This window comes from Pseudomonas sp. ICBG1301, assembly GCF_016918385.1.
In the GTDB taxonomy this organism is placed as follows: Bacteria; Pseudomonadota; Gammaproteobacteria; order Pseudomonadales; family Pseudomonadaceae; genus Aquipseudomonas; species Aquipseudomonas palleroniana.
In genome coordinates this window covers 139,473-164,350 of record NZ_JAEKGB010000006.1, presented here as the reverse complement: position 1 = coordinate 164,350, position 24,878 = coordinate 139,473, and the positions used below count along the sequence as shown (strand labels likewise).

The window sequence follows — 24,878 nt, the reverse complement described above, 5'->3', positions numbered from 1 at the left end:
ATGATGGGATTTCTGATGCTCGCTGGATTCGCAGTATTCGCCTTTACGTTCGCCGTCGGCATGTGGGCACTCGGCCGGTGGCTGCGAAGCAAAGGTTACGGGCCGCAGCTAGATAAGCTGGATCGGCAGTACACGGCGCTGCAGCTTCGCGTTAGCCCGCTCGCAATGTCGGCTTCGTATCGCATGTTTGTCGGGGCAGAGGCTCTAAATCGACTACCTTTGCTGGGCAGCAAGACTAACGCGAACTTGAACCGGCAAGTTTTGATGGCCATCCAAGCCGCGCAGCAAGCACAGCAGCAGGAAACCCCTGCCAATCGCTAATCACTACCCTGCCCTACAGAAAACCCTGCTCAAGTGCGGGGTTTTGTTTGCCTACTGCACATCAAGAAGGCATATGTGCTGCGCTCGGAGCGATTTTCGCCTCTCACCGGCGTGCACCATTACTAAACAACTGAAAAGCGGCTCACCGCCTCCTGAGGCCTTTCGGGGGAAGTCGATAGACAAACCAGCGCCCTGACTTTCTTTTTGGTGTCCACCGGTCAGGGTGTATCCCTCTCGACGCCTCTCGCGTGCTGATCCATTTACCAATAAAATTTACGACGAATACTTGGCCGATACTGATCGTTGACGCTTTCTCAACTGGCGAGGCGGTCACCCTGGTATTGAAAATACAACCTTGCTTTAACTGACTGAACAATTGAGCGGACGAACGTGCGCATTAAAGAAAAATCAAAGAAGCAGGAATCAGAAACATCGCCTCCCGAATCAGCAGACCGGAAAAAAGGCGGGATCAAGGCGCTATGGATTGCCTTTCTATCCGCTACCGGCGGAGCGTTGATGGAGGCTTACACAAGCTTCCTTTCTCAAAACATCGGCCCCCTGTGCTTGTCGTTTATCGCGTGGGCTCAGGACCACGTCATGCCAATGCCAGCAGACCAACAGATAGTCGCGCAACTCACCTTCTATATGCCGGCGAAGCTCACGACTGATCATTCCGCAGAGATCATGGGAGTCTCACTATTGGGCCGAGACTGCCGACGGCCTGGTGGCAAAAGCGACATCGGGACCTACCAGTTTGGGGACAGTGAAACCTACACAGATGCCGTTGTCCGGGCATCATGTCGTCCATCAGGCAAGACCCGAGTCACAATCACACCGAGGAATGGCAGCCCTATCGTTCTTCACGATGGTTTTTTCAACAACGGGGATCAGGTTGAATTTGGCGCAGTACCTGGTAGCTACGAGCACGGAGTGCTAACCATGCTGTATGTCGGGACAAAACAACCGAGTGGACCGAGGGTGCCGGTGAATCGGACGCCGCCGCAATGAAATAACTACATCCAGCTGCCAAGTCCGATGCGAACACGTGGCCAGATGGAGTGCACCTCTGCGACCTACGAAACCAAAGGCTTTCGATTAGTAATATGCACGGACATGGGACAGCTATCGCGGGAGCCCTCAACATTACAAGCACCGTCGTCTTGGAACACATTAAAGGCCCGCGCCACGAGCTCTACCCCCGCCTGCATCAGCAAGAACAGATAGCAGTCGACGACGCGGAGGCTTCGCCATTAGTAATACGGAGGGACATTGAACACCCAACACGGGGGCTTAGCCATTAGTAATACGCACGGACTCTGAACAATCTAAAGGCTGTGCCTTGAGATAGCCGGAAACGGATCCTACAGAGATGCCCATTTTCTTAGCAATGGCGCGCACGCTCATACCTTCCGCTCTGAGCGCTTGAGCCTTCGCCAGCTTAGCGTTAGCCGCTTCGAGGTAGGTTTTCCGGTCTACGGCACCGGCGGCGCGCCTACGGACCTCATCGCGCCTCCTATCACGCTCTAGGGCCATCTCCGAGCTGATGATCGTCTTGAGCTGCCGCTGTTCGTCCACGGTGATCCTGAATAGGTTAATCAGGGTGCCGTTCTTTGGGGTGTAGAGTGGTGGATAGTCCTTACCTCCGAAACTTACCTTTTCCCCCGCCTCGAAGGCCTTGGCCTTGCAAAATAAAGTCATCAGCTCTTTGGAGCGGCTATTCCATTGCGGATCTAGCTCGCGGGCCAGCGCCGAGGCTTCGTGATACATCTGCTTGCTGTTGGTCGCGCCGGACAGTAGCAGGAAGTTCAAGCGCCAAAATAGGTGCTGCATCCGGCTACCTTCGTTGACGCCGCCGCGCAGCTCGGCAAGCTTGCGCAGGTCTTCGAGGCGATCCCAAGCAAGCTGGCGGCCGGAGAATCCGCGGAGATTGTCAGCTTTACCGCCGGGCACCAAATGGAAGGGCTTAAGCTTGCGTTTGACCCGCTCGGCCTGCTCCTGCCGCTGTTGCTCGATTGTCCAACGGGCAGTTGGTAGCAGGGCCTCGGCCAGAGACTCGAAGTTGTAGCGGACGGGCTGGCCATCGGTGTCGTTCGTGACGTGAACCACGCGGCAGACTTCGCCGCTCTTGCTGTTGACCGTCTCGATGGTTCGTAGCACGCGGCTTGCGTCTTTGGCCATCGGATCGGCACCGACGTGCGCTAGGCGATCCACTAGGTAGCGTTGGCACGCATTCCAGCGGGGCAACGCCTGACGCGGGATAGTGCCGTCGAGTAGCCATTTTGCTTGAATGCCCCGGCCGCTGTAGATCAATACCGATGGTGTTGGCAATCCTTCTTCTGTGCAGAAGTACAGCACAGACGTCGCCAGTTGGTCAGGCGTGCGACCGGCAAGGGCTGGTATGCGGTAGGTGTCAAGATCGGTGAACAACAGCCCCAAACGGGCAAGGTTCACGACCCGCCGATTAGGGCGGATGAACTCTGCTTGAGACATCCATGTGTCGCGGGTTTTATCCACCAAATTGAGAATGGTGGGCATGTCCGCCAACCGGTGGGAGGACTGGCGTTTTTCGCCACGCACGTCAACCAGCAGCGAGAAAAACCCGCTCCTGCTGCTGTCGTGATACATCTGCGCCTCGCCGTGAGAACTGAACAGCGCAAGCTGCGATATGGGCCCTACGTCGGGCCCGATCCGCACTATTCAGGCTCCAACTCCGGGTCTGGGAGCCGGGCCTGAACCCTTGCAAGCATCAATCCATTCTTCGACCTCAGCCAAATCCCAGACCACCTTACGACTGCTGATCGCAATGCGGCGAGGAAATCGACCTTTGCTTTCAAAGTTGTAAATCGTGCGCTCACACAGCGGGATCATCGCTAGAAGCGTCTTCTTGTCGATGAGCGTTCTGTTCGTCGATACGTGCATACCTTAGCCTCTATCAGTCACAGCAAATGTGTGCCTGATCGTGCCCCTATGTGCCGCTTGCTTCGACGGAATGATTGGCTAAAATGGTTGACATGAAAAATTGCTCAGCCATCGCCATCTGGAAGGGATGCGACTCAACCGTCGCAGATGCCATCAGACGATTTCGAGATTGCTGGGAGCCGTACTCCGCAGCATCGAAGCGTTACCCTATCGCTCGCCTTGTAGAAGAACTCATCGACCCCGTTGTTGCTACGTATACGGCAACACTCCCGTCGCGCTATCTAGGGCACGTACCAGGAGCCGGTACCGGCGTAGCATTCAGTGAGATCATGCGATTGGTTGGTGCTGAAGCAATGGTTCGCGTACAGCGCCGATTGCTAAGAGCTTTTGTCATAACAGAAGACCAGCAGTCCAAGAGAGATCAGCGATTTATCGCCACACTCGAAACGCTGATAGAGCTGGTATGGGCATGCAAGCGCAAGCAACCAGCGAAAAGAAATGTTCGTGGTTTGAATGGTCAACGCTTAAAAGTTTTTTGTAGATTTTGCGGCAAGCTTGCGGAGCTGGCCTCATTCGCCGAATCCGGCAACGACAATGACCAACGCGGCATGGATGAAAAACTGCGCCTCAGCAACCTGTACTGCGCGACTCATCGTCCTAAGTTGCCGGATGGCGAGTGGAATCCCGAGTACAGGAAAGCGAAACGGTCTGTAGCGCAATTCGACCTAGAGTTAATCAGGCTCAGCCGACAATGCGCCTCGCGAGTTACTCTGCAAGCGGAATCAGGGGACGAGCTGGTGGACGGCTACATACACAACTACATGCTTGGCCAAACGTTAACGCTAGCAGACGAAGCAGAGCTAAGGAACCTAGCGAGGCTGATGGTGGACTCGAGGCTGTCGGACAGAAAAAAACAAATACTGATGCTCCAACGGTTTGACTTAAATCAATCAGCGATTGCGCGGAGACTGGGTATCGAACGCCAAGCGGTTTCCAAAGCTGTCGCGTCAATTCCAGAGATATTTCGCCTGAGTCGGCCACAACGATCCGGTAAGTAGATTGTTTAGTGTCAACCAAAATAAGCAACTAATAGAAATTCACCAGTCGAATCGGACTTTTAAATCAAACCTTCACTCGTGGTTTCTTTAGCGTCCATTCATCAATCATATCCGCCCAGTCCTGCAACATCGCCCGACGCTGATCACGGTATTCAGCCTTGTTGTAAACGGCCCGTACGCCCTTCTGCTCGTGCGCAAGGCACTTCTCAATCCAGTCTGAGTTGTAACCCGCCTCATGCAGCAGCGTACTTGCTGTGCGCCTCAAATCATGCGGTCCGAACTTGCTCAGCGGCTGCCCTTCTTTCTGCGCAAGCCGGTAGGTGAGCGTCAACACCTGATTGATCGTCGCGGTGCTCATTGGCAAATCTGAATCGTACCGGGAGGGAAAAACGTAATCTGAACCACCGGCAAACGTCTTCAACGCAATGAAGAAATCCAAAGCCTGCTGAGATAAAAACACCAAATGGGGGTTGCGGCGCTTCATTCGCTCTTTCGGAATGGTCCACAGGGCTTCGCTGAAATTGATTTCGTTCCAGGTAGCGTTGGTCAATTCACTTTTACGAACCATGGTAAGCAACAGCAGCTTAGCGGCGACTCTCACGGATGAGGCGGTGCCGATGCGGTCCAGGTACTGATACATCAACGCGATTTCGTCAGGCCCTAAAGCGCGGTCACGTGGCTCAAATTTCGCGATGCTTGCAGGACGTACCAGATCAGCCGGGTTCTCGACGTTCTGGCCACGTTCAATCGCCCATCGGAACACCTGCATCACAATCTCGCGGGAGTGCACCGCCGTGGCGGGAGCTCCACGCTCTACTATTGCATCGGTCAGCGTTCGCAGATCCTCATGATTGATTTCCACGAGCTTCTGATTACCGAAGTGCGGCTTTAGCTCCCGCTCGTAAACAGATCGGCGCATGTCACGGGTCGAGTCGGCCATTTGGTACCCGCGCAGCCACTTCTCTGCCCAAGCATCAAACGTCTCTGCTCCCTTGCTACGAGCCTTGTCACGGGCTTTCTCCTTGGCAGGCGACCTGCCCGCCGCAACCATCTTTTTCGCCTCACCAAGCAGCTCACGCGCTTCCGCAAGCGTGATACCGCCTACGCCATAGCGACCAAATGTGATCGTCTCTTGTCGGCCGTTGATGGAGTAGTTGTAGCGAAAGGAGATCGACCCCGCCTTCGTGACGGCCACGTAGAGTCCGTCTCGGTCATTCACCTTGTAGAGTTTTTCTTTCGATTTTAGATTACGCAGCTTGGTATCAGTCAGCATGGGGCTCGCGGATTCCGTTCAGAAAATACCATGCTCAGAAACGCACCAAAAATTGCGCTAAAACCCAATGAAGACGGGCAAATGGTGAGTTTTGATACCATGGCCCCCTCCACAGAGGCGGCATGGTATCGAACGCCGAGAATGGCACTGGGCTCAGTCAATGCCCCGAACCATGCCACATATACACGTTGCTTGGCGATACACAAAGCTGCCTGAACTTGCCAGACCCAAAAAGCCAAAAGCCCGCAATTACGCGGGCTTCAGAGCATTTTCGCTAGCAAGTACCGGTAAATTCCGGCAACCTAATCATTCCCACTCAATCGTCGCCGGCGGCTTGCTCGACACGTCATACGTCACGCGCGAAATGCCTTCGATTTCATTGATGATACGGCCGCTGACCGTTTCCAGCAGTTCGTATGGCAGGTGTGCCCAACGGGCGGTCATGAAGTCGATGGTTTCTACGGCACGCAGGGCCACGACCCACGCGTAACGGCGGCCATCGCCTACAACACCCACCGATTTCACCGGCTGGAATACCACGAACGCCTGGCTGACTTTGTGGTACCAGTCGGCCTTGCGCAGTTCTTCGATGAAGATGTGGTCGGCGCGACGCAGCAGGTCGGCGTATTCCTTCTTCACTTCACCCAGGATGCGCACGCCCAGGCCCGGGCCCGGGAATGGGTGGCGGTAGACCATGTCGTACGGCAGGCCCAGTTCCAGGCCCAGACGGCGGACTTCGTCCTTGAACAGTTCGCGCAACGGTTCTACCAGCTTGAGGTTCATTTCCTCAGGCAGGCCACCCACGTTGTGGTGGGACTTGATCACGTGGGCCTTGCCGCTCTTGGCGCCGGCCGACTCGATCACGTCGGGGTAGATGGTGCCCTGGGCGAGGTACTTGATGTTGTCCAGTTTGTTGGACTCGGCATCAAACACGTCGATGAAGGTGCGACCGATGATCTTGCGCTTCTTCTCCGGGTCGGACTCGCCGGCCAGGTTGTTCAGGAACTGCTCTTCGGCGTTGGCGCGGATCACCTTGACGCCCATGTTCTCGGCGAACATGGCCATCACTTGCTCGCCTTCATGCAAGCGCAGCAGGCCGTTGTCGACGAACACGCAGGTCAGTTGGTCGCCGATGGCCTTGTGCAGCAGCGCTGCAACCACGGAGGAGTCTACGCCGCCGGACAGGCCGAGCAGCACGTTGTCGGTGCCGACCTGGGCGCGAACCTGGGCGATGGCGTCTTCAGCGATCTTCGACGGCGTCCACAAGGCTTCACAGCCGCAGATGTCGAGGATGAAGCGCGACAGGATGCGACCGCCCTGCTTGGTGTGGGTCACTTCCGGGTGGAACTGCACGCCGTAGTAACGACGCTCGTCGTTGAACATGCCGGCGATCGGGCAGCTCGGGGTGCTGGCCAGGATGTGGAAGTCTTCCGGCATCTTGGTGACCTTGTCACCGTGGCTCATCCACACATCGAGGCCGAACAGGCCGTCGGCGTCGATGTGATCTTCGATGCCGTCCAGCAGGCGGCTCTTGCCGACCACGTCCACACGGGCATAACCGAATTCACGCAGCTCGGAACCTTCAACCTTGCCGCCCAGTTGCTCGGCCATGGTCTGCATGCCGTAGCAGATACCGAACACCGGCACGCCCAGGTCAAATACCGCTTGCGGGCAGCGCGGGCTGTTGGCTTCGTGCACGGACTCGGGGCCGCCGGCGAGGATGACACCCTTGGGGGCGAATTCGCGGATCGCTGCGTCGTCCATGTCGAACGGATGCAGTTCGCAGTACACGCCGATTTCACGCACGCGGCGGGCGATCAGCTGAGTGTACTGGGAACCGAAGTCGAGGATCAGGATGCGGTGGGCGTGAATGTCGAGGGCCATGAAGTCAGTCTCGTCTAATGAATCAGAAACAACTCGGGGCTGAAGAACAGCCCCGGTTACTTAACGTTTTGCTGGAAGCCTCAACCTACGCGGTAGTTTGGCGCTTCCTTGGTGATCTGCACGTCGTGGACATGGGATTCAGCCATGCCGGCGCCGGTGATCCTTACGAACTCTGGCTTGGTGCGCATTTCTTCGATGTTGGCGCTACCGGTGTAGCCCATCGAGGAACGCAGGCCGCCCATCAGTTGATGGATGATGGCGCTCAGCGGGCCTTTGTACGGTACACGGCCTTCGATCCCTTCCGGTACGAGCTTCTCGGCGCCTGCCGAGGAGTCCTGGAAGTAACGGTCGGAAGAGCCTTGTGCCTGGGACATGGCGCCCAGCGAACCCATGCCGCGGTAAGCCTTGTACGAACGGCCCTGGAACAGTTCGACTTCACCCGGGGCCTCTTCGGTACCGGCGAACATCGAGCCCATCATCACGCAGGAGGCACCGGCAACGATGGCCTTGGACAGGTCACCGGAGAAACGGATGCCGCCGTCGGCGATCAACGGCACGCCAGTGCCTTCAAGAGCGGCGGCGACGTTGGCGATGGCGCTGATTTGCGGCACGCCGACACCGGCGACGATACGGGTGGTGCAGATCGAGCCAGGGCCGATACCGACCTTGACGGCGTCGGCGCCCGCTTCGGCCAGGGCCTTGGCGGCTGCACCGGTAGCGATGTTGCCACCGATCACCTGCACTTCCGGGAAATTCTCTTTGACCCAGCGGACGCGGTCGATCACACCTTTGGAGTGACCGTGGGCAGTGTCGACCACCACCACGTCAACACCGGCGGCGACCAGAGCCGAAACGCGGTCGCCGGTATCTTTACCGGTACCGACGGCGGCGCCCACGCGCAGACGACCTTGGTCATCCTTGCTGGCCAGCGGGTAAGCCTTGGCTTTTTCGATGTCGTTGACGGTCATCATGCCTTTGAGGGCGAACTTGTCGTCGACGATCAGCACGCGCTCGATGCGGTGCTTGTGCAGCAGTTCGCGCACATCGTTCTTGTCGGCGCCTTCCTTGACGGTGACCAGACGCTCTTTAGGCGTCATCACTTCGCGCACGGTGACTTCAAGACGGTTCTCGAAACGCACGTCACGGGAAGTGACGATGCCGACCAGGTCGCCATCGTGCAGCACCGGAACACCGGAGATGTTGTGCGTGCGAGTGAGGTCGAACAAGTCACGCACGGTAGCGTCGGCTTCGATGGTGATGGGATCTTTCACCACACCGGCTTCGTAACGCTTGACCTTGCGCACTTCGGCAGCTTGCTGCTCGATGGTCATGTTCTTGTGGATGATGCCAATGCCGCCTTCCTGAGCCATGGCGATGGCCAGACGGGCTTCAGTGACGGTGTCCATGGCAGCGGAAATCAGAGGAATATTCAGCTCGATGCCACGGGTTAGGCGGGTCTTGAGACTGACTTCGTTAGGAAGCACCTCGGAATAACCAGGCACTAGGAGAATGTCGTCGAATGTCAGAGCTTCTTGGCTGATACGCAGCATCGCGGGGGCTCCCGAGCGGGAAAATGGAAGCGCGCCATTATATACACGCACCCTGCTGGGCTCAATGTAAAACTCTGACAAACTTGGTAATACTGATAGATGGAGAAAACCTGCAGCTTTTCAGGTGGGTTACAGCTCGACTTTGACCCAACTGATCTTCTGGTCCAGCCAGTCGGCAAATTCGTCGATAAAGCTTTGCTTGAACCCGGCCTCCGCCCAATTGTTGAAAATGAATCCCAGGTTGGAAAACCCGCATTCCTGCAGGAACAGAAAACCGTTGATGTCATCCTCATGCCCACACAGCGGGCAAGTGAAGTTGTCAGTGTGGCCAGGCATCCAGTCTTCCAGGCTTTCGAACAATGCCTCGCCGACCTCCTTAAGGCATTCCGGGCAGCCGGCTTCTTCGAGAAAGCCTTTGGCTGGCGTATAGATGCAACGCTTGTAGATGATCTCCAGGCCGTTGACCGGCTCGTTGAACGGCAGCGCCTCGGGGTGCAGCACCACGGCGCGGGCGCCATCGGCCAGCGCGTAAGCCATGCGGTTGCCGGTACGCCCGCAGGTGCTCAGCTCTTCCTTGATGATGTTCTTACGCACCAGCCAGCGCACGATCGCCCGGGCGCGGGGTTCGTGGACGGGCAAGGTGGAGATTTTCGGGACAAGGATGCTTTGGGAGTTCATGGGAGTCCTGCGGTATGGCCACTGGCCTCATCGGGGGCGAGCCCCCTCCCACCTTTGAAGGTATTCACAACTCAAAATGTGCGAGGGGGCTTGCCCCCGATGAGGCTCTAAAGGCAGGCAGCTTAATCCCTGCCTCACACAGGTCAAGTACTCAAATACCGCCCGATCAAGGCAATACCGCTGGCCAGCACCAGCCAAGTCACCAACCGCACAAAAGCCTCGCGGGACATGCGCATCGTCAGCCTGCGCCCACACCACAGCCCGAGGGCCATCGCCGGCAACAAGCACAGCGCCAACATCAGCAACGGCCCGTCGGCGTACACCCCGGCGATCAGGAACAGGCTCAGGCGCACCACCGTGCTGCAACTGATCAACGCGCTTTGTGTGGCGCGCGCCGCGTCCTTGGGCAAACGACTGTTCAAGTAGATCGCGTATAAAAAGCCGCCACTGCCGAACAGCGCGCCAAACAGACCGCCGACAGTGCCCATGGGCACCGACCAACCCGCCGCCAGCTGAGTGGGCCGGGCCTTCACGGCCAGGCTGTAGATCGCATAGGCGCTGATGAACAGCCCCATCAACAGCAGCAACAGATCCGAATGCAGATTGAGCAGAAACACCACCCCGAGTGTGCAGCCCACGGCCATGCACGGCAGCAAGCGCAACAACTCCGGCTGGTTAACATCACGCCGCGACTGCAGCAGATTGCCAAACGCCGCGACGAAATCCAGCAGCACCAGCAGCGGGATGATCTTCGACAGCGGCATAAACACAATCAGGATCGGCCCCGCCACCAGCGCCGTACCGAAACCGGCAATACCGAACACGATATAGGCCACGACCACGCCCAGGCCGATCACCGCCCAATCGATCCCACCAAACGACCACTGGCACATCAACTCGACCGGGCTCATGGGTTATTCCTTTAAAGAGAAGGTCATCACTTTAGCCATCGGTGAGAGATGCGACTAATATCTTCAAAGCCCTTCACCTATCTCTAAAAGGCATGACGTGTGATCTCCACCCGCCAACTGCGCTACTTCGTCGAAATCGCCGACAGCGGCAGCTTCAGCGCCGCTGCCGAACGCCTGTTTGTAGCGCAATCGGCCCTGAGCCGACAGATCAAGGAGCTGGAAACCCAGCTGCAAACGCCACTGTTCGAACGCACTGCACGCCAACCTCGACTCACCGCCGCCGGCGAAGCGTTCTATCCACGGGCGCGCAACCTGCTGAATGAGCTACTCAAAGCCAGCGAAATGGCGACACAAGTGGGTCACGGTCAACTTGGCACGTTGCGCCTGAGCCACTCAAGTACCGTGCCGATGAGCGGCCCATTGTTACAGGGCATCAGCACCTGGCTGGAGCGCTGCCCCGGCGTGTCGGTAGATATCGCCAAACTTTCCTCCGAAGCGCAGTTGGAGGAAATCGCCAACGGCCGCCTAGATGTTGGCCTGTTACGCCTGCCGGTGCTGCGCCAACGTGAAGGCGTGCAGGTGGAGCCTTTATACAGTGAGCAACTGCTGCTGGCGGTGCCGCCGAACCATCCACTCGCCCGCACAGACGGGCCGATCGATTGGGCGCAGCTCAAGGATGAAGCGTTTATCTCGATCCCTCATCCCCAGCGTGGCGGTCTGAGTTACCTGTCGGCGGAACTGTGCATGCGTGCTGGTTTTTTCCCCAGGGCGGCGCGGGTGATGTCGCGCAAGACCACCCAACTGCAACTGATCCAGGCCGGTTTCGGCATTGCCTTGTTACCAAAATCCATGCAGGACATTGCGCCACCCAACCTGCACTTTTTGCCCCTTGCCGAAGCGGATTGCCTGAGCACCGTGGCCCTGGCCCGCGCACAGGCGCCCAGCGCGCTGGTGGAGCAATTCTGCCAAACCCTGCACGAATGCCTATAAACTGCCGCCATGATTAAAGATCCCTTTGCCCGTCTGGGCCTGGACCGCGAAGTCCTGACTGTCAGCCAGCTCAACGGCCGCGCGCGGGTGTTGCTGGAAGACGTGTTCACCAATATCTGGGTGGAAGGCGAGATCTCCAACCTCGCCCGCCCAGCCTCCGGCCACGTGTACTTCACCCTCAAGGACAGTGGCGCCCAAGTGCGTTGCGCACTGTTTCGCAACAATGCCGCACGGGTGCGCCAGGCGTTGAAGGATGGCTTGGCGGTCAAGGTGCGTGGCAAGGTCTCACTGTTCGAGGGCCGCGGTGACTATCAGTTGATCCTCGACACGGTGGAGCCGGCCGGTGATGGTGCGCTGCGCCTGGCTTTCGATGCCCTGAAGGAAAAACTCAGCGCCGAGGGCCTGTTCAGTGCCGAACGCAAAGTACCGCTGCCGGCGCACCCTCGGCGTATTGGCATTATCAGCTCACCAACCGGTGCGGTGATCCGCGACATCATCAGCGTGTTCCGCCGCCGTGCACCACAGGTGCAATTGACGTTGATCCCCACTGCCGTACAAGGCCGCGAAGCGATCCCGCAGATCGTGCGGGCGCTGAAACTGGCCGACGCCCGCGGCTTTGATGCGTTGATCCTGGCCCGTGGCGGCGGCTCACTGGAAGACCTCTGGTGCTTCAACGAAGAAGCGGTGGCCCGGGCGGTGGATGCCTGCGTCACACCGATCGTCAGTGCCGTCGGCCATGAAACCGATGTATCGATCAGCGACTTTGTCGCGGACGTTCGCGCCCCAACGCCCTCGGCCGCTGCTGAATTGCTGGCCCCGGATGCCAGCCACCTGGTGCGCCAGGTCGAAAGCCTGCACCGAAGGCTGGTGATGCTGATGCGCAACCGCCTCACCCACGACCGCCTGCGCCTGGAAGGCATGGCCCGCCGCCTGCGCCACCCCGGCGAACGCCTGCGCCAGCAAGCCCAGCGCCTGGATGACCTGGACATGCGCCTGCGTCGTGCGTTCGAACGCAGCCTCAATACCCGCCGCGAACGCCTGATTCGCCTGGAAACCCGCCTCGCCGGCCAACACCCGGGGCGCCAACTGGCCTTGTTGCGCCAGCGCCTGGACAGCCTCGCCGAACGCCTGCCCCGCGCCATGCGCGAAGGCCTCAAGGCCCGCCGCCTGCAACTGCAAAGCCAGGTGCAGACGCTGCAGGTGGTCAGCCCGCTGGCGACCCTGGGCCGGGGTTACAGCATTCTGCTGGACGAACGCGGCCAGGCCGTCCGCAACGCCGCACAGACCCACACCGGCCAGCGGCTGACCGCGCGTCTTGGTGAAGGCCAATTGCAGGTGCGGGTGGAAGACAACCACCTGACACCCGTCACCCTTTCGTTATTGGATTGATCGATGCCACGTTTACTCAGCCTGTTAATGCTGCTGTGCCTTGCCTTTAATGCCCACGCCGACAGCTACATCACCCGCACCCTGAACAAACCGGTGCCCGGCGGCGTTGCGGTGGTCGATCTCGGCCCTTCGGCGACGGCGCCCAAAGCCACTTACCAAGGCAAACCGGTGCTGGTGGTCAAGGAGCAGGACAACTGGCTGGCGATTGTGGGTATCCCGCTGACCGTCAAGCCGGGCAACGAGCGCATCCTCAGCGGCGGGCGCAACCTGCCATTTATCGTCGGTTACAAGAAATACCCGGAACAACGCATCACCTTGAAAAACAAAAGCCAGGTCAACCCCGACCCGGCCCAGCTCAAGCGCATCGAGGGCGAACTGGCGGTGCAGATCAAGGCCTACCGCACCTTCAGCCCCAACCTGCCGAGCAACCTCGTACTGGATAAACCGGTGAATGGGCCGCTGTCGAGCAAGTTCGGCGTGCGCCGCTTCTTCAATGGCGAGGAACGCAACCCGCATTCCGGCCTGGACTTCGCCGTCGGTGCCGGCACCCCGATCAAAACCCCGGCAGCGGGCAAAGTGATCCTGACCGGCAACTACTTCTTCAACGGCAACACTGTGTTCGTTGACCATGGCCAGGGCTTTATCAGCATGTTCTGCCATATGTCGAAGATCGACGTGAAAACCGGCGATCAGCTGGCACGCGGCGCCGTGGTCGGCAAGGTTGGCTCGACAGGCCGCGCGACCGGGCCGCATATGCATTGGAACGTCAGCCTCAATGATGCGCGAGTGGACCCGGCGATCTTTATCGGCGCCTTCCAACCTTGATCGGCTCGATTGCGCGCTCGCCAAAGGGCGCGCAATAAATACCAGTGCGTAGATAATTACCCACTATAAAATCTCGTTTTCTGCAGCAATAGCAGAACTTCTCTCAATTTTTCTCGACTGCTTGCCATCTTTCACCTCGGCGGTTAGGGTTGAGCTTATGAAAACCTCTCACACCCTCATTCAGCTCCGCCAGCACCGCAGCCTGTGCCTCGTCAGCGCACGACTGCCAGGCTGAATCGATCTGTCTCGTCCCCGGTTTTATCCCTAATAAACGCTTTCCGGCAGGCCGCCTCTTCTCGGCCCTACAACAAGGATTTTTCTGATGAGCATGCTCAAAGCCCCGTCTTCCAAGTACCGTGCGTTCCCGACTATCGATATCCCGGACCGCACCTGGCCTTCGAAAACCATCACCAGCGCGCCGATCTGGTGCAGTTCCGACCTGCGTGATGGCAACCAGTCGCTGATCGAGCCAATGGACGCGGTTAAAAAGCTGCGTTTCTGGAAGACCCTGGTGGCGGTCGGCGTGAAGGAAATCGAGGCTTCGTTCCCGGCGGCCTCGCAAACCGACTTCGACTTTGTACGCACCCTGATCGAAGACAACCACATCCCCGAGGACACCACCATCCAGGTGCTGACCCAGGGTCGTGAAGACCTGATTGCGCGGACCTTCGAATCCCTGCGCGGTGCCAAGAAGGCCATCGTGCACCTGTATAACGCCACGTCGCCGTCGTTCCGTCGCATCGTGTTCAATCAGGATAAGGAAGGCATCAAGGCCATCGCGGTCAACGCCGCCAAGCTGTTCGTCAAATACGCCGCCCAGCAGCCTGAAACCCATTGGACCTTCGAATACTCGCCGGAGACCTTCAGCGCCACCGAGCTGGAGTTCGCCAAGGAAGTGTGTGATGCCGTGATCGAGGTGTGGAACCCGACACCTGAGCACAAGATGATCCTCAACCTGCCGGCCACCGTTGAATGCGCGACGCCGAACATCTATGCCGACCAGATCGAGTGGTTCGGTCGCCATATCAACCGTCGTGACAGCGTGATCATCAGCCTGCACACCCACAACGACCGTGGCACGGGCGTTGCCGCCACCGAGCTGGGCCTGATGGCCGGCGCCGACCGTGTCGAAGGCTGCCTGTTCGGCAACGGCGAGCGTACCGGTAACGTCGACCTGGTCACCGTGGCACTGAACATGTACACCCAGGGCCTCGACCCGCAGTTGGACTTCTCCGACATCGACGGCGTGCGCAAAGTGGTCGAGGAGTGCAACCAGATCCAGGTGCATCCACGTCACCCCTACGTCGGCGACCTGGTGCACACCGCCTTCTCCGGCTCCCACCAGGACGCAATCCGCAAGGGTTTCGCCCAGCAGAAGGACGATGCGCTGTGGGAAGTGCCGTACTTGCCGATCGACCCGGCCGACATCGGCCGCAGCTACGAGGCCGTGATTCGGGTGAACAGCCAGTCGGGCAAAGGCGGTATCGCCTACCTGCTGGAGCAGGAATACGACATCAGCTTGCCGCGCCGCATGCAGATCGAATTCAGCCAGGTTGTGCAGGCCGAAACCGACCGCATCGGCCTGGAGATGACCGCACAGCAGATCTACGCCTTGCTGCAACGTGAGTACCTGCAAGCCAACACCCCGTACGCGCTGGTCAGCCACCGCCTGCAGGAAGAGAACGGCAACAGTTCGGTAGAAGTCGAAGTCTCGGGCAAGGGCCAGGGTGAAACCAACCTGCGCTGGCACGGCAAGGGCTACGGTACCCTGGAAGCCCTGGTCGCCGCCCTGCCGATCAAGGTGGAGATCATGGACTACAACGAACACGCCATCGGTGCAGGTACCAATGCCAAGGCGGCGGCCTACATTGAACTGCGTGTGAACGGCGAGCGCCCGGTGCACGGCGTGGGCATTGACGAAAACATCACTACGGCGAGCTTCAAGGCGGTGTTCAGTGCGCTGAACCGTTCGTTGAGCCAGCTGGAAGCGAAAGCGGCGTAAGCTTCATCGCTGCAATGCAAAAGGCCCCTGGGTGAGAATCCAGGGGCCTTTTTTGTTTGAGATATCAGGGCGTTCGGTCTGGCCTCATCGGGAGCAAGCCCCCTCCCACACTTGGAATGCATTCCAAATGGTGGGAGGGGGCTTGCTCCCGATGGCGACATTACCCACAGCAAGAACCGATCAGACAAACTGAAAGCTATCGGCATCCAGGTTCGCTGGGAACCGAGTGCGATAATCCGCCAGCTCCGCCGCGACCAGGCACACCTGGAACACCCCATCCGCCTCGCCGGCACTCAGCAAGGTCTCGCCCTGGAAATCCAGCACCTGGCTGTCACCGGTATAGGCAAAGCCTTTGCCATCGGTGCCCACCCGGTTCACTGCAGCCACGTAACACAGGTTTTCGATGGCTCGCGCCGGCAGCAGGCGGTTCCAATGCAGACGGCGGGCACCCGGCCAGTTGGCGGTGTACAGCAGCAGATCGGTGTCCTGGGCGTCGCGGCTCCATACCGGGAAGCGCAGGTCGTAGCAAATCAGCGGGCGAATACGCCAGCCTTTCAATTCAAACTGTACCTGGCGCTCGCCCGGCGTGTAGTGGTCGTGCTCACCCGCCATACGGAACAGGTGGCGTTTATCGTAATGCAGCACCTCGCCATCCGGGCGCGCCCACAGCAGGCGGTTGCGGTGGCTGCCGTCAGCCGCCTGGATGATGACGCTGCCGGTGATCACCGCGTTGTGCTTCGCGGCCTGGGCCTTAAGCCATTGATGGGTAGGCCCGTGTTCCGGCTCGGCGAGCGTGGCCGACTCCATCGAAAAGCCGGTGGTGAACATCTCCGGCAACACGATCAGATCAGCCCCTGTCGCCTGCTCCAGCAACAGCTCGAAGTGTTCAAGGTTGGCCTGGCGGTCATGCCAGGCCAAGTGGGTCTGGACCAGGGCAATATTCAGATTCGGCAATGTACTCAGATCACGCATAGTTTTTCGGCCGCTTGTCGCAGCGTCTCCTCGCGTTTGGCAAAGCACAGGCGCACCAGGCGCTGGCCTTGGGGTGGCTGCTGATAGAACACCGAGACCGGGATGGTCGCCACACCGTGTTCGCGGGTCATCCACAGTGACATGGCGACGTCATCCAGGTCCGGGCGAATCTGCGAGTAATCCACCAGTTGAAAGTAAGTACCGCTCACCCGGGTAAAGCTCAAGCGCGACGGGGCCAGCAGGTCGCAGAACAGATCACGCTTGGCTTGATAGAACGCCGGCAGTTCGTCGACGTGCTCCGGATGTTCGGCCATGAAGTCGGCCAAAGCATACTGCAGCGGGGTCACTCCGCAGAAGTTGACATATTGATGCACCTTGCGCAGTTCGGTCGTCAGGGCCGGTGGCGCGACGACGTAGCCGGTTTTCCAGCCGGTGACGTGGTAGGTCTTGCCAAAAGAACTGACCACGAACGCACGCGAGTACAGCTCTGCATGGGCCAATACGCTGACGTGGGGCACGCCATCGAATACCAGGTGTTCGTAAACCTCATCACTGACCAGATAAATATCACGGTCGCGGATCAGTTCGGCCAACTGGTCCAGCTCGGCACGACTGATCAATGCGCCAGTAGGGTTGTGCGGGGTGTTGAGGATAATCATGCGCGTGCGCGGCGAAAGTGCAGCCTTGATCTTTTCAAAATCCAGGGCAAAACCTTGCAGGCTCAACTGCACATGGATGCACCGACCGCCGGCGAGTTCGACGGAGGGCTCGTAGCTGTCGTAGCAAGGGTCGAACACGATGACTTCATCACCCTGGCGAATCACCGCCTGGATCGCGCAGAAAATCGCCTCGGTGGCGCCGGGTGTGATGGTCACCTCAGTGTCAGTATTGACCGTGGCGCCATAACTGCGGGCGATCTTGGCGGCCACCTGCTGACGCAGCACCGGCAGGCCGGTCATTGGCGCATATTGGTTGTGGCCCAGGGCGATGTGCTTGCCCACCGCGTCGAGCAAACCCTGGGGGCCGTTGAAGTCCGGAAACCCTTGGGACAGATTGAGCGCGCCGGTTTCGGCAGCGAGTTGCGACATAGTGGTGAAAATGGTCGTGCCGACATTCGGCAGCTTGCTGGTGATCATCGAAAGGCCCCTGCAGGTAAGCCTCAAGTTTTAAGCTGCTGGTTGCATCGGGTCAAGGCACAAACCACCGCGCACAAAAAAGGGCTCATCAAGAGCCCTTTTTGCAAGATCGAAATCAGCGCTTATCGCGGCGCTTCTTGTCGGCCTTCTTATGGTGGCTCATCAAACGACGCTTCTTGTTCACCTGACGGTCAGTCAAGGTGTTCTTGTTGCCTTCGTATGGGTTCTCGCCACCTTTGAACTCGATACGGATCGGCGTACCGACCAGCTTCAAGACACGACGGTAGGTGTTTTCCAGGTAACGCACATAGGACTTCGGCACCTTCTCGATCTGGTTACCGTGGATCACGATAATCGGCGGGTTGGCACCGCCCAAGTGGGCGTAACGCAGTTTGATCCGGCGGTTGTTGACCATCGGCGGCGCGTGCTCGCCAACGGCGTCTTCCAGGATCTGGGTCAGGCGACTTGTGGGCCAGCGGGTGACCGCAGACCTGAACGAGTTCTGTACGGACGCGTAGAGGTTGCCCACGCCGGTGCCGTGCAGTGCCGAGATAAAGTGGATATCGGCGAACTCGACGAAGAACAGGCGACGCTGCAGCTCGGTCTTGACGAAATCGCGCTCGCTCGGCGTCATGCCGTCCCACTTGTTGATCGCGATGACCAGTGCGCGACCGGCCTCCAGGGCAAAGCCCAGCAGGTTGAGGTCGTGGTCTACCACGCCTTCGCGGGCGTCCATCACAAAGATCACCACGTTGGCGTCCTTGATGGCCTGCAGGGTTTTCACCACGGAGAACTTTTCAACTTCCTCGTGGATCTTGCCGCGCTTGCGCACACCGGCGGTGTCGATCAGCGTGTACTTTTCCTCGTTACGTTCGAACGGGATGTAGATGCTGTCGCGGGTGGTGCCGGGTTGGTCGTACACGATAACCCGGTCTTCACCGAGCATGCGGTTGACCAGTGTCGACTTGCCGACGTTCGGACGGCCGATGATGGCGATCTTGATACCGTCTTTCTCGCTCGGGCCTGGAATGCGCTTGGCTTCCTCACCTTCGGCGACGATCTCTCCCTCACCCTCTTCTTCCTCGACATCATCCTTGGGGAAACTGCTCAGGGCAATTTCCAGCATCTGGCTGATGCCACGACCGTGGGCACCGGCGATCGGGATCGCATCACCCAGGCCCATCGGGCTGAATTCGGCACGGGCCAACTCAGGATCGATGTTGTCGATCTTGTTGGCGACCACATAGGAACGCTTGTTGCGCTTGCGCAGGTGCTCGCCAATCATCTGGTCGGCAGCGGTATAGCCCGCACGGGCATCCACCAGGAACAACACGACATCGGCTTCTTCGATGGCGAGCAGCGACTGCTCGGCCATTTTTTCGTCCATGCCATGCTCGTCACCGGAAATACCACCGGTGTCGACAATAATGTAGGAGCGCCCTTGCCACTTTGCCTCACCGTATTGGCGATCACGGGTCAGACCGGACAAGTCGCCGACGATGGCGTCGCGAGTCCTGGTCAGGCGGTTGAACAAGGTGGACTTGCCGACGTTAGGTCGGCCCACCAGGGCGATTACGGGAACCATGCGGCTCTCCACTTCGTTATTTCAGAAAATACAAAAGCCGCTGCAAGGCAGCGGCTGGTGCTCGACTGTAGGGGCGAGCTTGCTAGCTCCTACAGGTGAAGCTGCTTGAGGGGCTAGCCCCAAGCATAGTTCTTACTTGATGGTCAGGGCTTCCAGCTTGCCGCTGTTGCCGTACACATAAAGCATGTTACCCACGACCAACGGACGAACACGCAGGCCGTCGCTGTCGATACGCTCGCGGCCGACAAAACGACCATCCACCTGGCTCAGCAGATGCAGGTAACCTTCGAAGTCACCTACCGCCACGTAGCTGGAGAACACTTCCGGCGCCGACAGTTGACGGCGAGCCAGCGAGTCATTGCTCCAAAGTGCAGTAGTGGAACGCTCGTCGACACTTTCAACGGTGCCGGACGCCAGGCTTACGTAGACGCTGCCAAAACCTTGGGCGACACCGGCGTAGCTGGAAGCATCACGCTGCCAGTTGATCCGGCCGCTTTGCAGGTCCAGCGCAGCAACGCGCCCCTGATAAGTGGCCACGTAGATCGTCTCGCCCGACAGCAGCAAGCCGCCGTCGATGTCGACCACGCGATCCAGCTCGGAGCGACCTTGCGGGATGGCAACACGGGTTTCCCAGGCCGGCACGCCGTTCTGGGTATCCAGGGCGACCACTTTACCGGTGGACAGGCCCGCAACGGCCAGGTTATTGGTCACAATCGGACCACTGGTACCGCGCAAGGTCAACACCGCCGGGGTGCTGTCATACAACCAGCGCTGGTTGCCGGTGGCGGCATCCAGGCCAATCAGACGGTCATCCTGGGTCTGCACCACGACGATATCGCCGTTGGTGGCAGGCGCGGCGAGGACTTCACTGGTCACGCGAGCGCGCCATTTCTCTTCACCGTTGCTCGAGTCCAGGGCGACCACTTCGCCTTTGAGCGTACCGATCAACACCATGCCGTAGCCGACGCCCACACCACCGGAAACCGGCAGGTCGAGGTCTTTCTTCCATTTGACGTCGCCGTTCATGCGGTCCATGGACATAACGACGCCAGTGGAGTCAGTGGCCACAATGTTGTCGCCGTCGATTGCCGGCTGCAACAGGTTGTAGAGATCACCCTGGCCGTCACCGACGGAGCGGCTCCACTGCTTTTGCAGGACCACTTCTTCCTTGAAGCTGGTCAGCTCGGCCGGAGGCAGTTCTTTTTTGCTGTTGCTGCTGCAACCCGCGGCCAGAACGGCCAGAGCCAGCAATGCTGCATGTTTCCAACGGATCACGTCACGCATCCCCTTTGGCCAAGTCGTCCAGCTTGATTTGTAAGCCACCGACCGCCGCTTCATCAGACAGCGCGGCCTTGGCTTTTTGGTACGCAGCATGGGCTTCGTCGGTACGACCCAATTGGACCAACAGGTCGCCCTTGAGCTCTTCACGAGTGGCCACAAATGCCTTGTCAGCATCGCCGTCGAGCAGTTTGAGTGCTTCGTCAGCCTTGTTCTGTGCCGCCAATACCTGTGCCAGGCGCTGACGTGCGATCTCACCCAGGGTCGGGTTGGTCGGCTTGTCGGCGATAGCCTTCAGCTCAACGGCTGCATCATCCAGCTTGCCGGTGTCGACCGCGACTTTCGCGACGAACAGGCTACCGTACTGGGCGTAGGTGCTACCGCCAAATTCGCTTTTCAGCTTGCCGGCCAGGTCGGCAACCTGCGCCGGGTCAGGCTTGCCATTCGGGGTCAGCGTGGTTTCCAGCAATTGCTGATAGAGGATCGAGGCGCCTTGGGACTGGTTGGCCTGATACTTGTGCCAGGCTTGCCAGCCGAACACCACCACTAACGCCAGCAGACCGCCAGTAACCAGGGGCTTGCCGTTACGCTGCCACCAGTCCTTGAACTCGGCCAGTTGCTCATCATCAGTACTCGACACCCCAATACTCCTTAATCGCTAAATTCGGCTGTTCGACAGCTCAACCCTGCACGACGCAGGTGGCCAAGTGCGCGGCGAGCGCATCAAAGGCAATGTTTTGTTGTTCGCCCTGGCCACGCAGGGGTTTGAAACCTATCACTTGCTGGGCCAGCTCGTCATCGCCGAGGATCAGCGCATACAGTGCACCGCTCTTGTCAGCCTTCTTGAACTGGCTCTTGAAGCTGCCGGCACCGGCATTGATCTGCAGGCGCAGGTTCGGCAGTTGGTCGCGTACTTTTTCGCTCAAGGCCAGGGCCGCCAGTTCGGCGGCCTCGCCAAAGGCGCACAGGTACACGTCCACCTGACGGGAAATCTCTTCAGGGATCTGCTCCAGGGTTTCCAGCAGCAGGATCAGCCGCTCGATACCCATGGCGAAACCCACGCCCGTAGTCGGCTTGCCGCCCATCTGCTCAACCAGGCCGTCGTAGCGACCACCGGCACACACGGTGCCTTGGGCGCCAAGCTTGTCGGTGACCCACTCGAACACGGTCTTGCTGTAGTAATCGAGGCCGCGAACCAGTTTCGGGTTGATCACGTAGGGAATACCGGCGGCATCCAGGCGAGCCTTGAGGCCCTCGAAGTGCGCACGGGACTCGTCGTCCAGGTAGTCGGCCATTTTCGGCGCGTCGACCAGTACGGCCTGGGTGTCGGCGTTCTTGGTATCCAGTACGCGCAACGGGTTGGTTTTCAGGCGGCGCTGGCTGTCTTCATCCAACTTGTCCAGGTGAGCGGACAGGTACTCGACCAGGGCTTCGCGATAGCGGCCGCGGGATTCGCTGGTGCCCAGGCTGTTGAGTTCGAGCTTGACCGCATCGCGGATGCCCAACTGGCCCCACAGGCGCCAGGTCAGCACGATCAGCTCGGCGTCGATGTCCGGGCCGTCCAGGTTGAAGACTTCGCACCCGATCTGGTGGAACTGGCGATAACGCCCTTTCTGTGGACGCTCGTGGCGGAACATCGGGCCGATGTACCAGAGCTTCTGGGTCTGGCCACCACCGGTGATGCCATGTTCGAGCACGGCGCGCACGCACGCGGCGGTACCTTCCGGACGCAGGGTCAGGGAGTCGCCATTGCGGTCTTCAAAGGTGTACATCTCTTTTTCAACGATGTCGGTTACTTCACCGATGGAGCGCTTGAACAGCTCGGTAAACTCGACGATCGGCATGCGGATCTGCTTGTAACCGTAGTTATCCAACAGACGCGCGACCGTGCTCTCGAAGTAACGCCACAGTGGCGTCTGCTCCGGCAGGATGTCGTTCATGCCACGGATGGCTTGCAGAGACTTGCTCACATCTAATCCTTAAATTCGTTCTTAGCCGCGCGCGATCAGCGCTGCGTCAGCCGCGACCTTCTCGGCCGCTTTCTCGCGGATCAGCCTTTCAAGCTCATCCACCAGATTGTCATTCGTCAACTTCTGCGCCGGCTTGCCGTCGATGTAGATCAGGTTCGGTGTGCCACCGGTCAAACCGATGTGCGCCTCTTTGGCTTCACCGGGGCCGTTGACCACACAACCGATCACCGCAACATCCAGCGGCACCAGCAGGTCTTCGAGGCGCCCTTCAAGATCGTTCATGGTTTTCACCACGTCGAAGTTCTGCCGCGAGCAGCTCGGGCAGGCAATGAAGTTGATGCCACGGGAGCGCAAATGCAGGGATTTGAGAATGTCGTAACCGACCTTCACTTCCTCTACCGGGTCTGCCGCCAGGGAGATGCGGATAGTATCGCCAATCCCTTCGGCGAGCAGCATACCGAGACCCACCGCAGATTTCACTGTGCCTGAACGCAAACCGCCCGCTTCAGTGATACCCAGGTGCAACGGCTGCACGATTTCCTTGGCCAGCAAGCGGTAGGCTTCGACCGCCATGAATACGTCGGAGGCCTTTACGCTGACCTTGAAGTCCTGGAAATTCAGGCGCTCGAGGTGTTCAACGTGGCGCAACGCCGATTCAACCAGCGCCGCCGGGGTAGGCTCGCCGTATTTCTTTTGCAGGTCTTTTTCCAGCGAACCGGCGTTGACGCCGATACGGATCGGAATGCCACGGTCACGGGCCGCATCCACCACCGCACGCACCCGGTCTTCGCGACCGATGTTGCCCGGGTTGATGCGCAGGCAGTCCACGCCCAGCTCGGCGACGCGCAAGGCGATCCTGTAGTCGAAGTGAATGTCGGCGACCAAGGGCACCTTGACCAACTGCTTGATGCGGCCGAACGCTTCGGCAGCGTCCATATCCGGCACGGAAACCCGCACGATGTCGACGCCGGCGGCTTCCAGACGGTTGATCTGGGCAACGGTGGCAGCCACATCGTTGGTGTCGCTGTTGGTCATGCTTTGTACCGCGATGGGGGCATCACCACCCACCGGCACCGAGCCGACCCAGATCTTGCGCGATACGCGACGTTTGATTGGAGATTCGCCGTGCATGACTATTGTCCCAACTTGAGGCGAGCAGTCTCGCCACTGGTGAACGGCGCCACGTCCACAGGCTGGCCGTTGTAGGCCACTTGCGCGCCACGGGCATAGCCCAGACGCAGCGTCAAAGGAGGCTTGCCGCCTTGGTCGAGCGTATCTCCCTTACGCTTCAGACCGCTAAACAGCACTTTGCCATTGCCATCGGTGACTTGCGTCCAGCAGTCAGCGATGAAGGTAATCTGGACGTGGCCATCGCCGGCGATCAACGCAGGCGTGGTCGGCGCGGAAATCGCCGGAGCAGATGGAGTAACCGGCACGGAGGCGGCTGGGGCCGGCACCGGTGCGACCGGCACATGAGCCTGGGCAGCTGGAGCGGCAGGCGCAGCAGGTACGGCTGGCGTCGGTACGGCCGCCGTCGCAGCAGGCGGGGTTTGCTCTTGCTGGGCCGGCTGATCGGCGACAGCCGGCGCTTGAGGCGCAGCCTGGGCTTCGGTAACGGCCTGGTCTTCCGGCTCATCCAACGGATGAATCTGGGTGGTGCCGTCAGCACTTTCGACTTCGACGTGCTCCAGGGCGTTACTGGTCAAATCCTTGTTGCGCTGGGAGGTCTGGTCCTGCCACCAGACGAAACCACCGCCGATCACGGCGACCAGCAGCAACAGGCTGACAATACGCAAAATGGTGTGGGATACACGCACGGGCTCTTCGATACGCCCCAGGCCATGGACATTGCTGCCCTGGGAGTCGGTACCGGTGAACTGGTCGAATTCCTGGACCAGCACGGCCTGGTCGATGCCCAGCAACTTGGCGTAGGCACGGATATAGCCGCGGGCGAAGGTATGCCCCGGCAACTTGTCGAACGCGCCGGCCTCCAGGTTGGCCAGGGACGTGCTGGTCAAATTGAGCTTGAGGGCCACTTCTGCCAGCGACCAGCCATTGCTTTCGCGGGCCTGACGCAAGGTCTCGCCTGGGTTTACGCGATTAGCTGCTACAACTTCCGGGGGCGCCGCTTTCATCA

General features: G+C 59.3%; 22 protein-coding genes. 7 read left to right on the top strand and 15 right to left on the bottom strand.

Features of this window, described 5'->3' with window-relative positions; translation table 11 throughout:
- Positions 1 to 321, top strand: coding sequence for a hypothetical protein (locus JBE38_RS16095; protein ID WP_122576273.1), 321 nt, complete (start codon positions 1 to 3; stop codon positions 319 to 321).
- 390 nt (positions 322 to 711) lie between these two features.
- Positions 712 to 1,329 carry a hypothetical protein gene (locus tag JBE38_RS16090; RefSeq protein WP_126844901.1) on the top strand — a complete coding sequence of 206 codons (618 nt, stop codon included), beginning with the start codon at positions 712 to 714 and terminating at the stop codon, positions 1,327 to 1,329.
- A 282-nt stretch (positions 1,330 to 1,611) separates the two neighbouring features.
- Here JBE38_RS16090 and JBE38_RS16085 read toward each other — a convergent pair whose 3' ends face one another.
- Both JBE38_RS16085 and JBE38_RS16080 read right to left on the bottom strand, forming a co-directional pair.
- Positions 1,612 to 2,946 carry a replication protein gene (locus tag JBE38_RS16085; protein WP_205344661.1) on the bottom strand — a complete coding sequence of 445 codons (1,335 nt, stop codon included), beginning with the start codon at positions 2,944 to 2,946 and terminating at the stop codon, positions 1,612 to 1,614.
- A gap of 72 nt (positions 2,947 to 3,018) precedes the next feature.
- A complete protein-coding gene (locus JBE38_RS16080; protein ID WP_058423359.1) occupies positions 3,019 to 3,240 on the bottom strand; it encodes a helix-turn-helix transcriptional regulator in 222 nt (73 codons plus the stop codon).
- An 83-nt stretch (positions 3,241 to 3,323) separates the two neighbouring features.
- Between JBE38_RS16080 and JBE38_RS16075 the strand changes: the two genes are divergently transcribed.
- A complete protein-coding gene (locus JBE38_RS16075; RefSeq protein ID WP_240202526.1) occupies positions 3,324 to 4,298 on the top strand; it encodes a LuxR family transcriptional regulator in 975 nt (324 codons plus the stop codon).
- A 64-nt stretch (positions 4,299 to 4,362) separates the two neighbouring features.
- Here the strand turns inward: JBE38_RS16075 and JBE38_RS16070 are convergent, their stop codons facing one another.
- The 5 genes from JBE38_RS16070 to JBE38_RS16050 all read right to left on the bottom strand — a co-directional run bounded on the left by JBE38_RS16070 (position 4,363) and on the right by JBE38_RS16050 (position 10,594).
- The gene (locus JBE38_RS16070; RefSeq protein ID WP_205344660.1) at positions 4,363 to 5,571 is read right to left on the bottom strand and encodes a tyrosine-type recombinase/integrase; all 1,209 of its coding nucleotides are present in this window, start codon (positions 5,569 to 5,571) and stop codon (positions 4,363 to 4,365) included.
- A 306-nt stretch (positions 5,572 to 5,877) separates the two neighbouring features.
- Complete coding sequence (gene guaA, locus JBE38_RS16065; protein ID WP_060754301.1) at positions 5,878 to 7,455, bottom strand: glutamine-hydrolyzing GMP synthase; 1,578 nt, start codon at positions 7,453 to 7,455, stop codon at positions 5,878 to 5,880.
- Between the two features lie 80 nt (positions 7,456 to 7,535).
- Positions 7,536 to 9,005 (bottom strand): IMP dehydrogenase, encoded by a 1,470-nt coding sequence (gene guaB, locus JBE38_RS16060; protein ID WP_060754302.1) that lies wholly within the window; start codon positions 9,003 to 9,005, stop codon positions 7,536 to 7,538.
- 129 nt (positions 9,006 to 9,134) lie between these two features.
- Positions 9,135 to 9,683 carry a hypothetical protein gene (locus tag JBE38_RS16055; protein WP_060754303.1) on the bottom strand — a complete coding sequence of 183 codons (549 nt, stop codon included), beginning with the start codon at positions 9,681 to 9,683 and terminating at the stop codon, positions 9,135 to 9,137.
- Between the two features lie 143 nt (positions 9,684 to 9,826).
- Positions 9,827 to 10,594 carry a sulfite exporter TauE/SafE family protein gene (locus JBE38_RS16050; protein ID WP_205344659.1) on the bottom strand — a complete coding sequence of 256 codons (768 nt, stop codon included), beginning with the start codon at positions 10,592 to 10,594 and terminating at the stop codon, positions 9,827 to 9,829.
- Positions 10,595 to 10,693: 99 nt separating this feature from the next.
- Here JBE38_RS16050 and JBE38_RS16045 point away from each other — a divergent pair, with 99 nt between their 5' ends.
- From JBE38_RS16045 to leuA, 4 genes are all read left to right on the top strand, one after another.
- Positions 10,694 to 11,584 carry a LysR substrate-binding domain-containing protein gene (locus JBE38_RS16045; RefSeq protein WP_205344658.1) on the top strand — a complete coding sequence of 297 codons (891 nt, stop codon included), beginning with the start codon at positions 10,694 to 10,696 and terminating at the stop codon, positions 11,582 to 11,584.
- A gap of 9 nt (positions 11,585 to 11,593) precedes the next feature.
- Complete coding sequence (xseA, locus tag JBE38_RS16040; RefSeq protein ID WP_205344657.1) at positions 11,594 to 12,973, top strand: exodeoxyribonuclease VII large subunit; 1,380 nt, start codon at positions 11,594 to 11,596, stop codon at positions 12,971 to 12,973.
- Positions 12,974 to 12,976: 3 nt separating this feature from the next.
- On the top strand, positions 12,977 to 13,798 hold the full coding sequence (locus tag JBE38_RS16035; RefSeq protein ID WP_090368730.1) for a peptidoglycan DD-metalloendopeptidase family protein: 822 nt from the start codon (positions 12,977 to 12,979) through the stop codon (positions 13,796 to 13,798).
- A 322-nt stretch (positions 13,799 to 14,120) separates the two neighbouring features.
- Complete coding sequence (gene leuA, locus JBE38_RS16030) at positions 14,121 to 15,800, top strand: 2-isopropylmalate synthase (protein ID WP_205344656.1); 1,680 nt, start codon at positions 14,121 to 14,123, stop codon at positions 15,798 to 15,800.
- Positions 15,801 to 15,980: 180 nt separating this feature from the next.
- Here the strand turns inward: leuA and JBE38_RS16025 are convergent, their stop codons facing one another.
- The 8 genes from JBE38_RS16025 to JBE38_RS15990 form a co-directional block, all read right to left on the bottom strand.
- Positions 15,981 to 16,772 (bottom strand): amidohydrolase, encoded by a 792-nt coding sequence (locus JBE38_RS16025; protein WP_205344655.1) that lies wholly within the window; start codon positions 16,770 to 16,772, stop codon positions 15,981 to 15,983.
- Positions 16,760 to 17,908 carry a pyridoxal phosphate-dependent aminotransferase gene (locus JBE38_RS16020; RefSeq protein WP_205344654.1) on the bottom strand — a complete coding sequence of 383 codons (1,149 nt, stop codon included), beginning with the start codon at positions 17,906 to 17,908 and terminating at the stop codon, positions 16,760 to 16,762. The genes JBE38_RS16025 and JBE38_RS16020 overlap by 13 nt, the downstream gene beginning before the upstream one ends.
- A 115-nt stretch (positions 17,909 to 18,023) precedes the next feature.
- Complete coding sequence (der, locus tag JBE38_RS16015; RefSeq protein WP_205344653.1) at positions 18,024 to 19,493, bottom strand: ribosome biogenesis GTPase Der; 1,470 nt, start codon at positions 19,491 to 19,493, stop codon at positions 18,024 to 18,026.
- Between the two features lie 132 nt (positions 19,494 to 19,625).
- A complete protein-coding gene (gene bamB, locus JBE38_RS16010) occupies positions 19,626 to 20,777 on the bottom strand; it encodes an outer membrane protein assembly factor BamB (protein WP_090368721.1) in 1,152 nt (383 codons plus the stop codon).
- Positions 20,770 to 21,411, bottom strand: coding sequence for a YfgM family protein (locus JBE38_RS16005; RefSeq protein WP_060754313.1), 642 nt, complete (start codon positions 21,409 to 21,411; stop codon positions 20,770 to 20,772). The genes bamB and JBE38_RS16005 overlap by 8 nt, the downstream gene beginning before the upstream one ends.
- Before the next feature lie 40 nt (positions 21,412 to 21,451).
- Positions 21,452 to 22,741, bottom strand: coding sequence for a histidine--tRNA ligase (gene hisS, locus JBE38_RS16000; protein ID WP_090368718.1), 1,290 nt, complete (start codon positions 22,739 to 22,741; stop codon positions 21,452 to 21,454).
- A gap of 21 nt (positions 22,742 to 22,762) precedes the next feature.
- Positions 22,763 to 23,872: a flavodoxin-dependent (E)-4-hydroxy-3-methylbut-2-enyl-diphosphate synthase gene (gene ispG, locus JBE38_RS15995; RefSeq protein WP_060754315.1), complete on the bottom strand. Its 1,110-nt coding sequence runs from the start codon at positions 23,870 to 23,872 to the stop codon at positions 22,763 to 22,765.
- Between the two features lie 2 nt (positions 23,873 to 23,874).
- Positions 23,875 to 24,876: a RodZ domain-containing protein gene (locus JBE38_RS15990; RefSeq protein WP_090368716.1), complete on the bottom strand. Its 1,002-nt coding sequence runs from the start codon at positions 24,874 to 24,876 to the stop codon at positions 23,875 to 23,877.
- Positions 24,877 to 24,878 lie beyond the last annotated feature (2 nt).

Coding starts and splice junctions, on each gene's coding strand:
- JBE38_RS16070 (WP_205344660.1), bottom strand. CDS start 5,571: ATGCTGACTGATACCAAGCTGCGTAATCTAAAATCGAAAGAAAAACTC.
- xseA (WP_205344657.1), top strand. CDS start 11,594: ATGATTAAAGATCCCTTTGCCCGTCTGGGCCTGGACCGCGAAGTCCTG.
- JBE38_RS16050 (WP_205344659.1), bottom strand. CDS start 10,594: ATGAGCCCGGTCGAGTTGATGTGCCAGTGGTCGTTTGGTGGGATCGAT.
- JBE38_RS16080 (WP_058423359.1), bottom strand. CDS start 3,240: ATGCACGTATCGACGAACAGAACGCTCATCGACAAGAAGACGCTTCTA.
- leuA (WP_205344656.1), top strand. CDS start 14,121: ATGAGCATGCTCAAAGCCCCGTCTTCCAAGTACCGTGCGTTCCCGACT.
- JBE38_RS16055 (WP_060754303.1), bottom strand. CDS start 9,683: ATGAACTCCCAAAGCATCCTTGTCCCGAAAATCTCCACCTTGCCCGTC.
- JBE38_RS15990 (WP_090368716.1), bottom strand. CDS start 24,876: ATGAAAGCGGCGCCCCCGGAAGTTGTAGCAGCTAATCGCGTAAACCCA.
- JBE38_RS16025 (WP_205344655.1), bottom strand. CDS start 16,772: ATGCGTGATCTGAGTACATTGCCGAATCTGAATATTGCCCTGGTCCAG.
- JBE38_RS16075 (WP_240202526.1), top strand. CDS start 3,324: ATGGTTGACATGAAAAATTGCTCAGCCATCGCCATCTGGAAGGGATGC.
- JBE38_RS16020 (WP_205344654.1), bottom strand. CDS start 17,908: ATGATCACCAGCAAGCTGCCGAATGTCGGCACGACCATTTTCACCACT.
- JBE38_RS16035 (WP_090368730.1), top strand. CDS start 12,977: ATGCCACGTTTACTCAGCCTGTTAATGCTGCTGTGCCTTGCCTTTAAT.
- JBE38_RS16085 (WP_205344661.1), bottom strand. CDS start 2,946: ATGTATCACGACAGCAGCAGGAGCGGGTTTTTCTCGCTGCTGGTTGAC.
- ispG (WP_060754315.1), bottom strand. CDS start 23,872: ATGCACGGCGAATCTCCAATCAAACGTCGCGTATCGCGCAAGATCTGG.
- der (WP_205344653.1), bottom strand. CDS start 19,493: ATGGTTCCCGTAATCGCCCTGGTGGGCCGACCTAACGTCGGCAAGTCC.
- bamB (WP_090368721.1), bottom strand. CDS start 20,777: ATGCGTGACGTGATCCGTTGGAAACATGCAGCATTGCTGGCTCTGGCC.
- guaA (WP_060754301.1), bottom strand. CDS start 7,455: ATGGCCCTCGACATTCACGCCCACCGCATCCTGATCCTCGACTTCGGT.
- guaB (WP_060754302.1), bottom strand. CDS start 9,005: ATGCTGCGTATCAGCCAAGAAGCTCTGACATTCGACGACATTCTCCTA.
- JBE38_RS16095 (WP_122576273.1), top strand. CDS start 1: ATGATGGGATTTCTGATGCTCGCTGGATTCGCAGTATTCGCCTTTACG.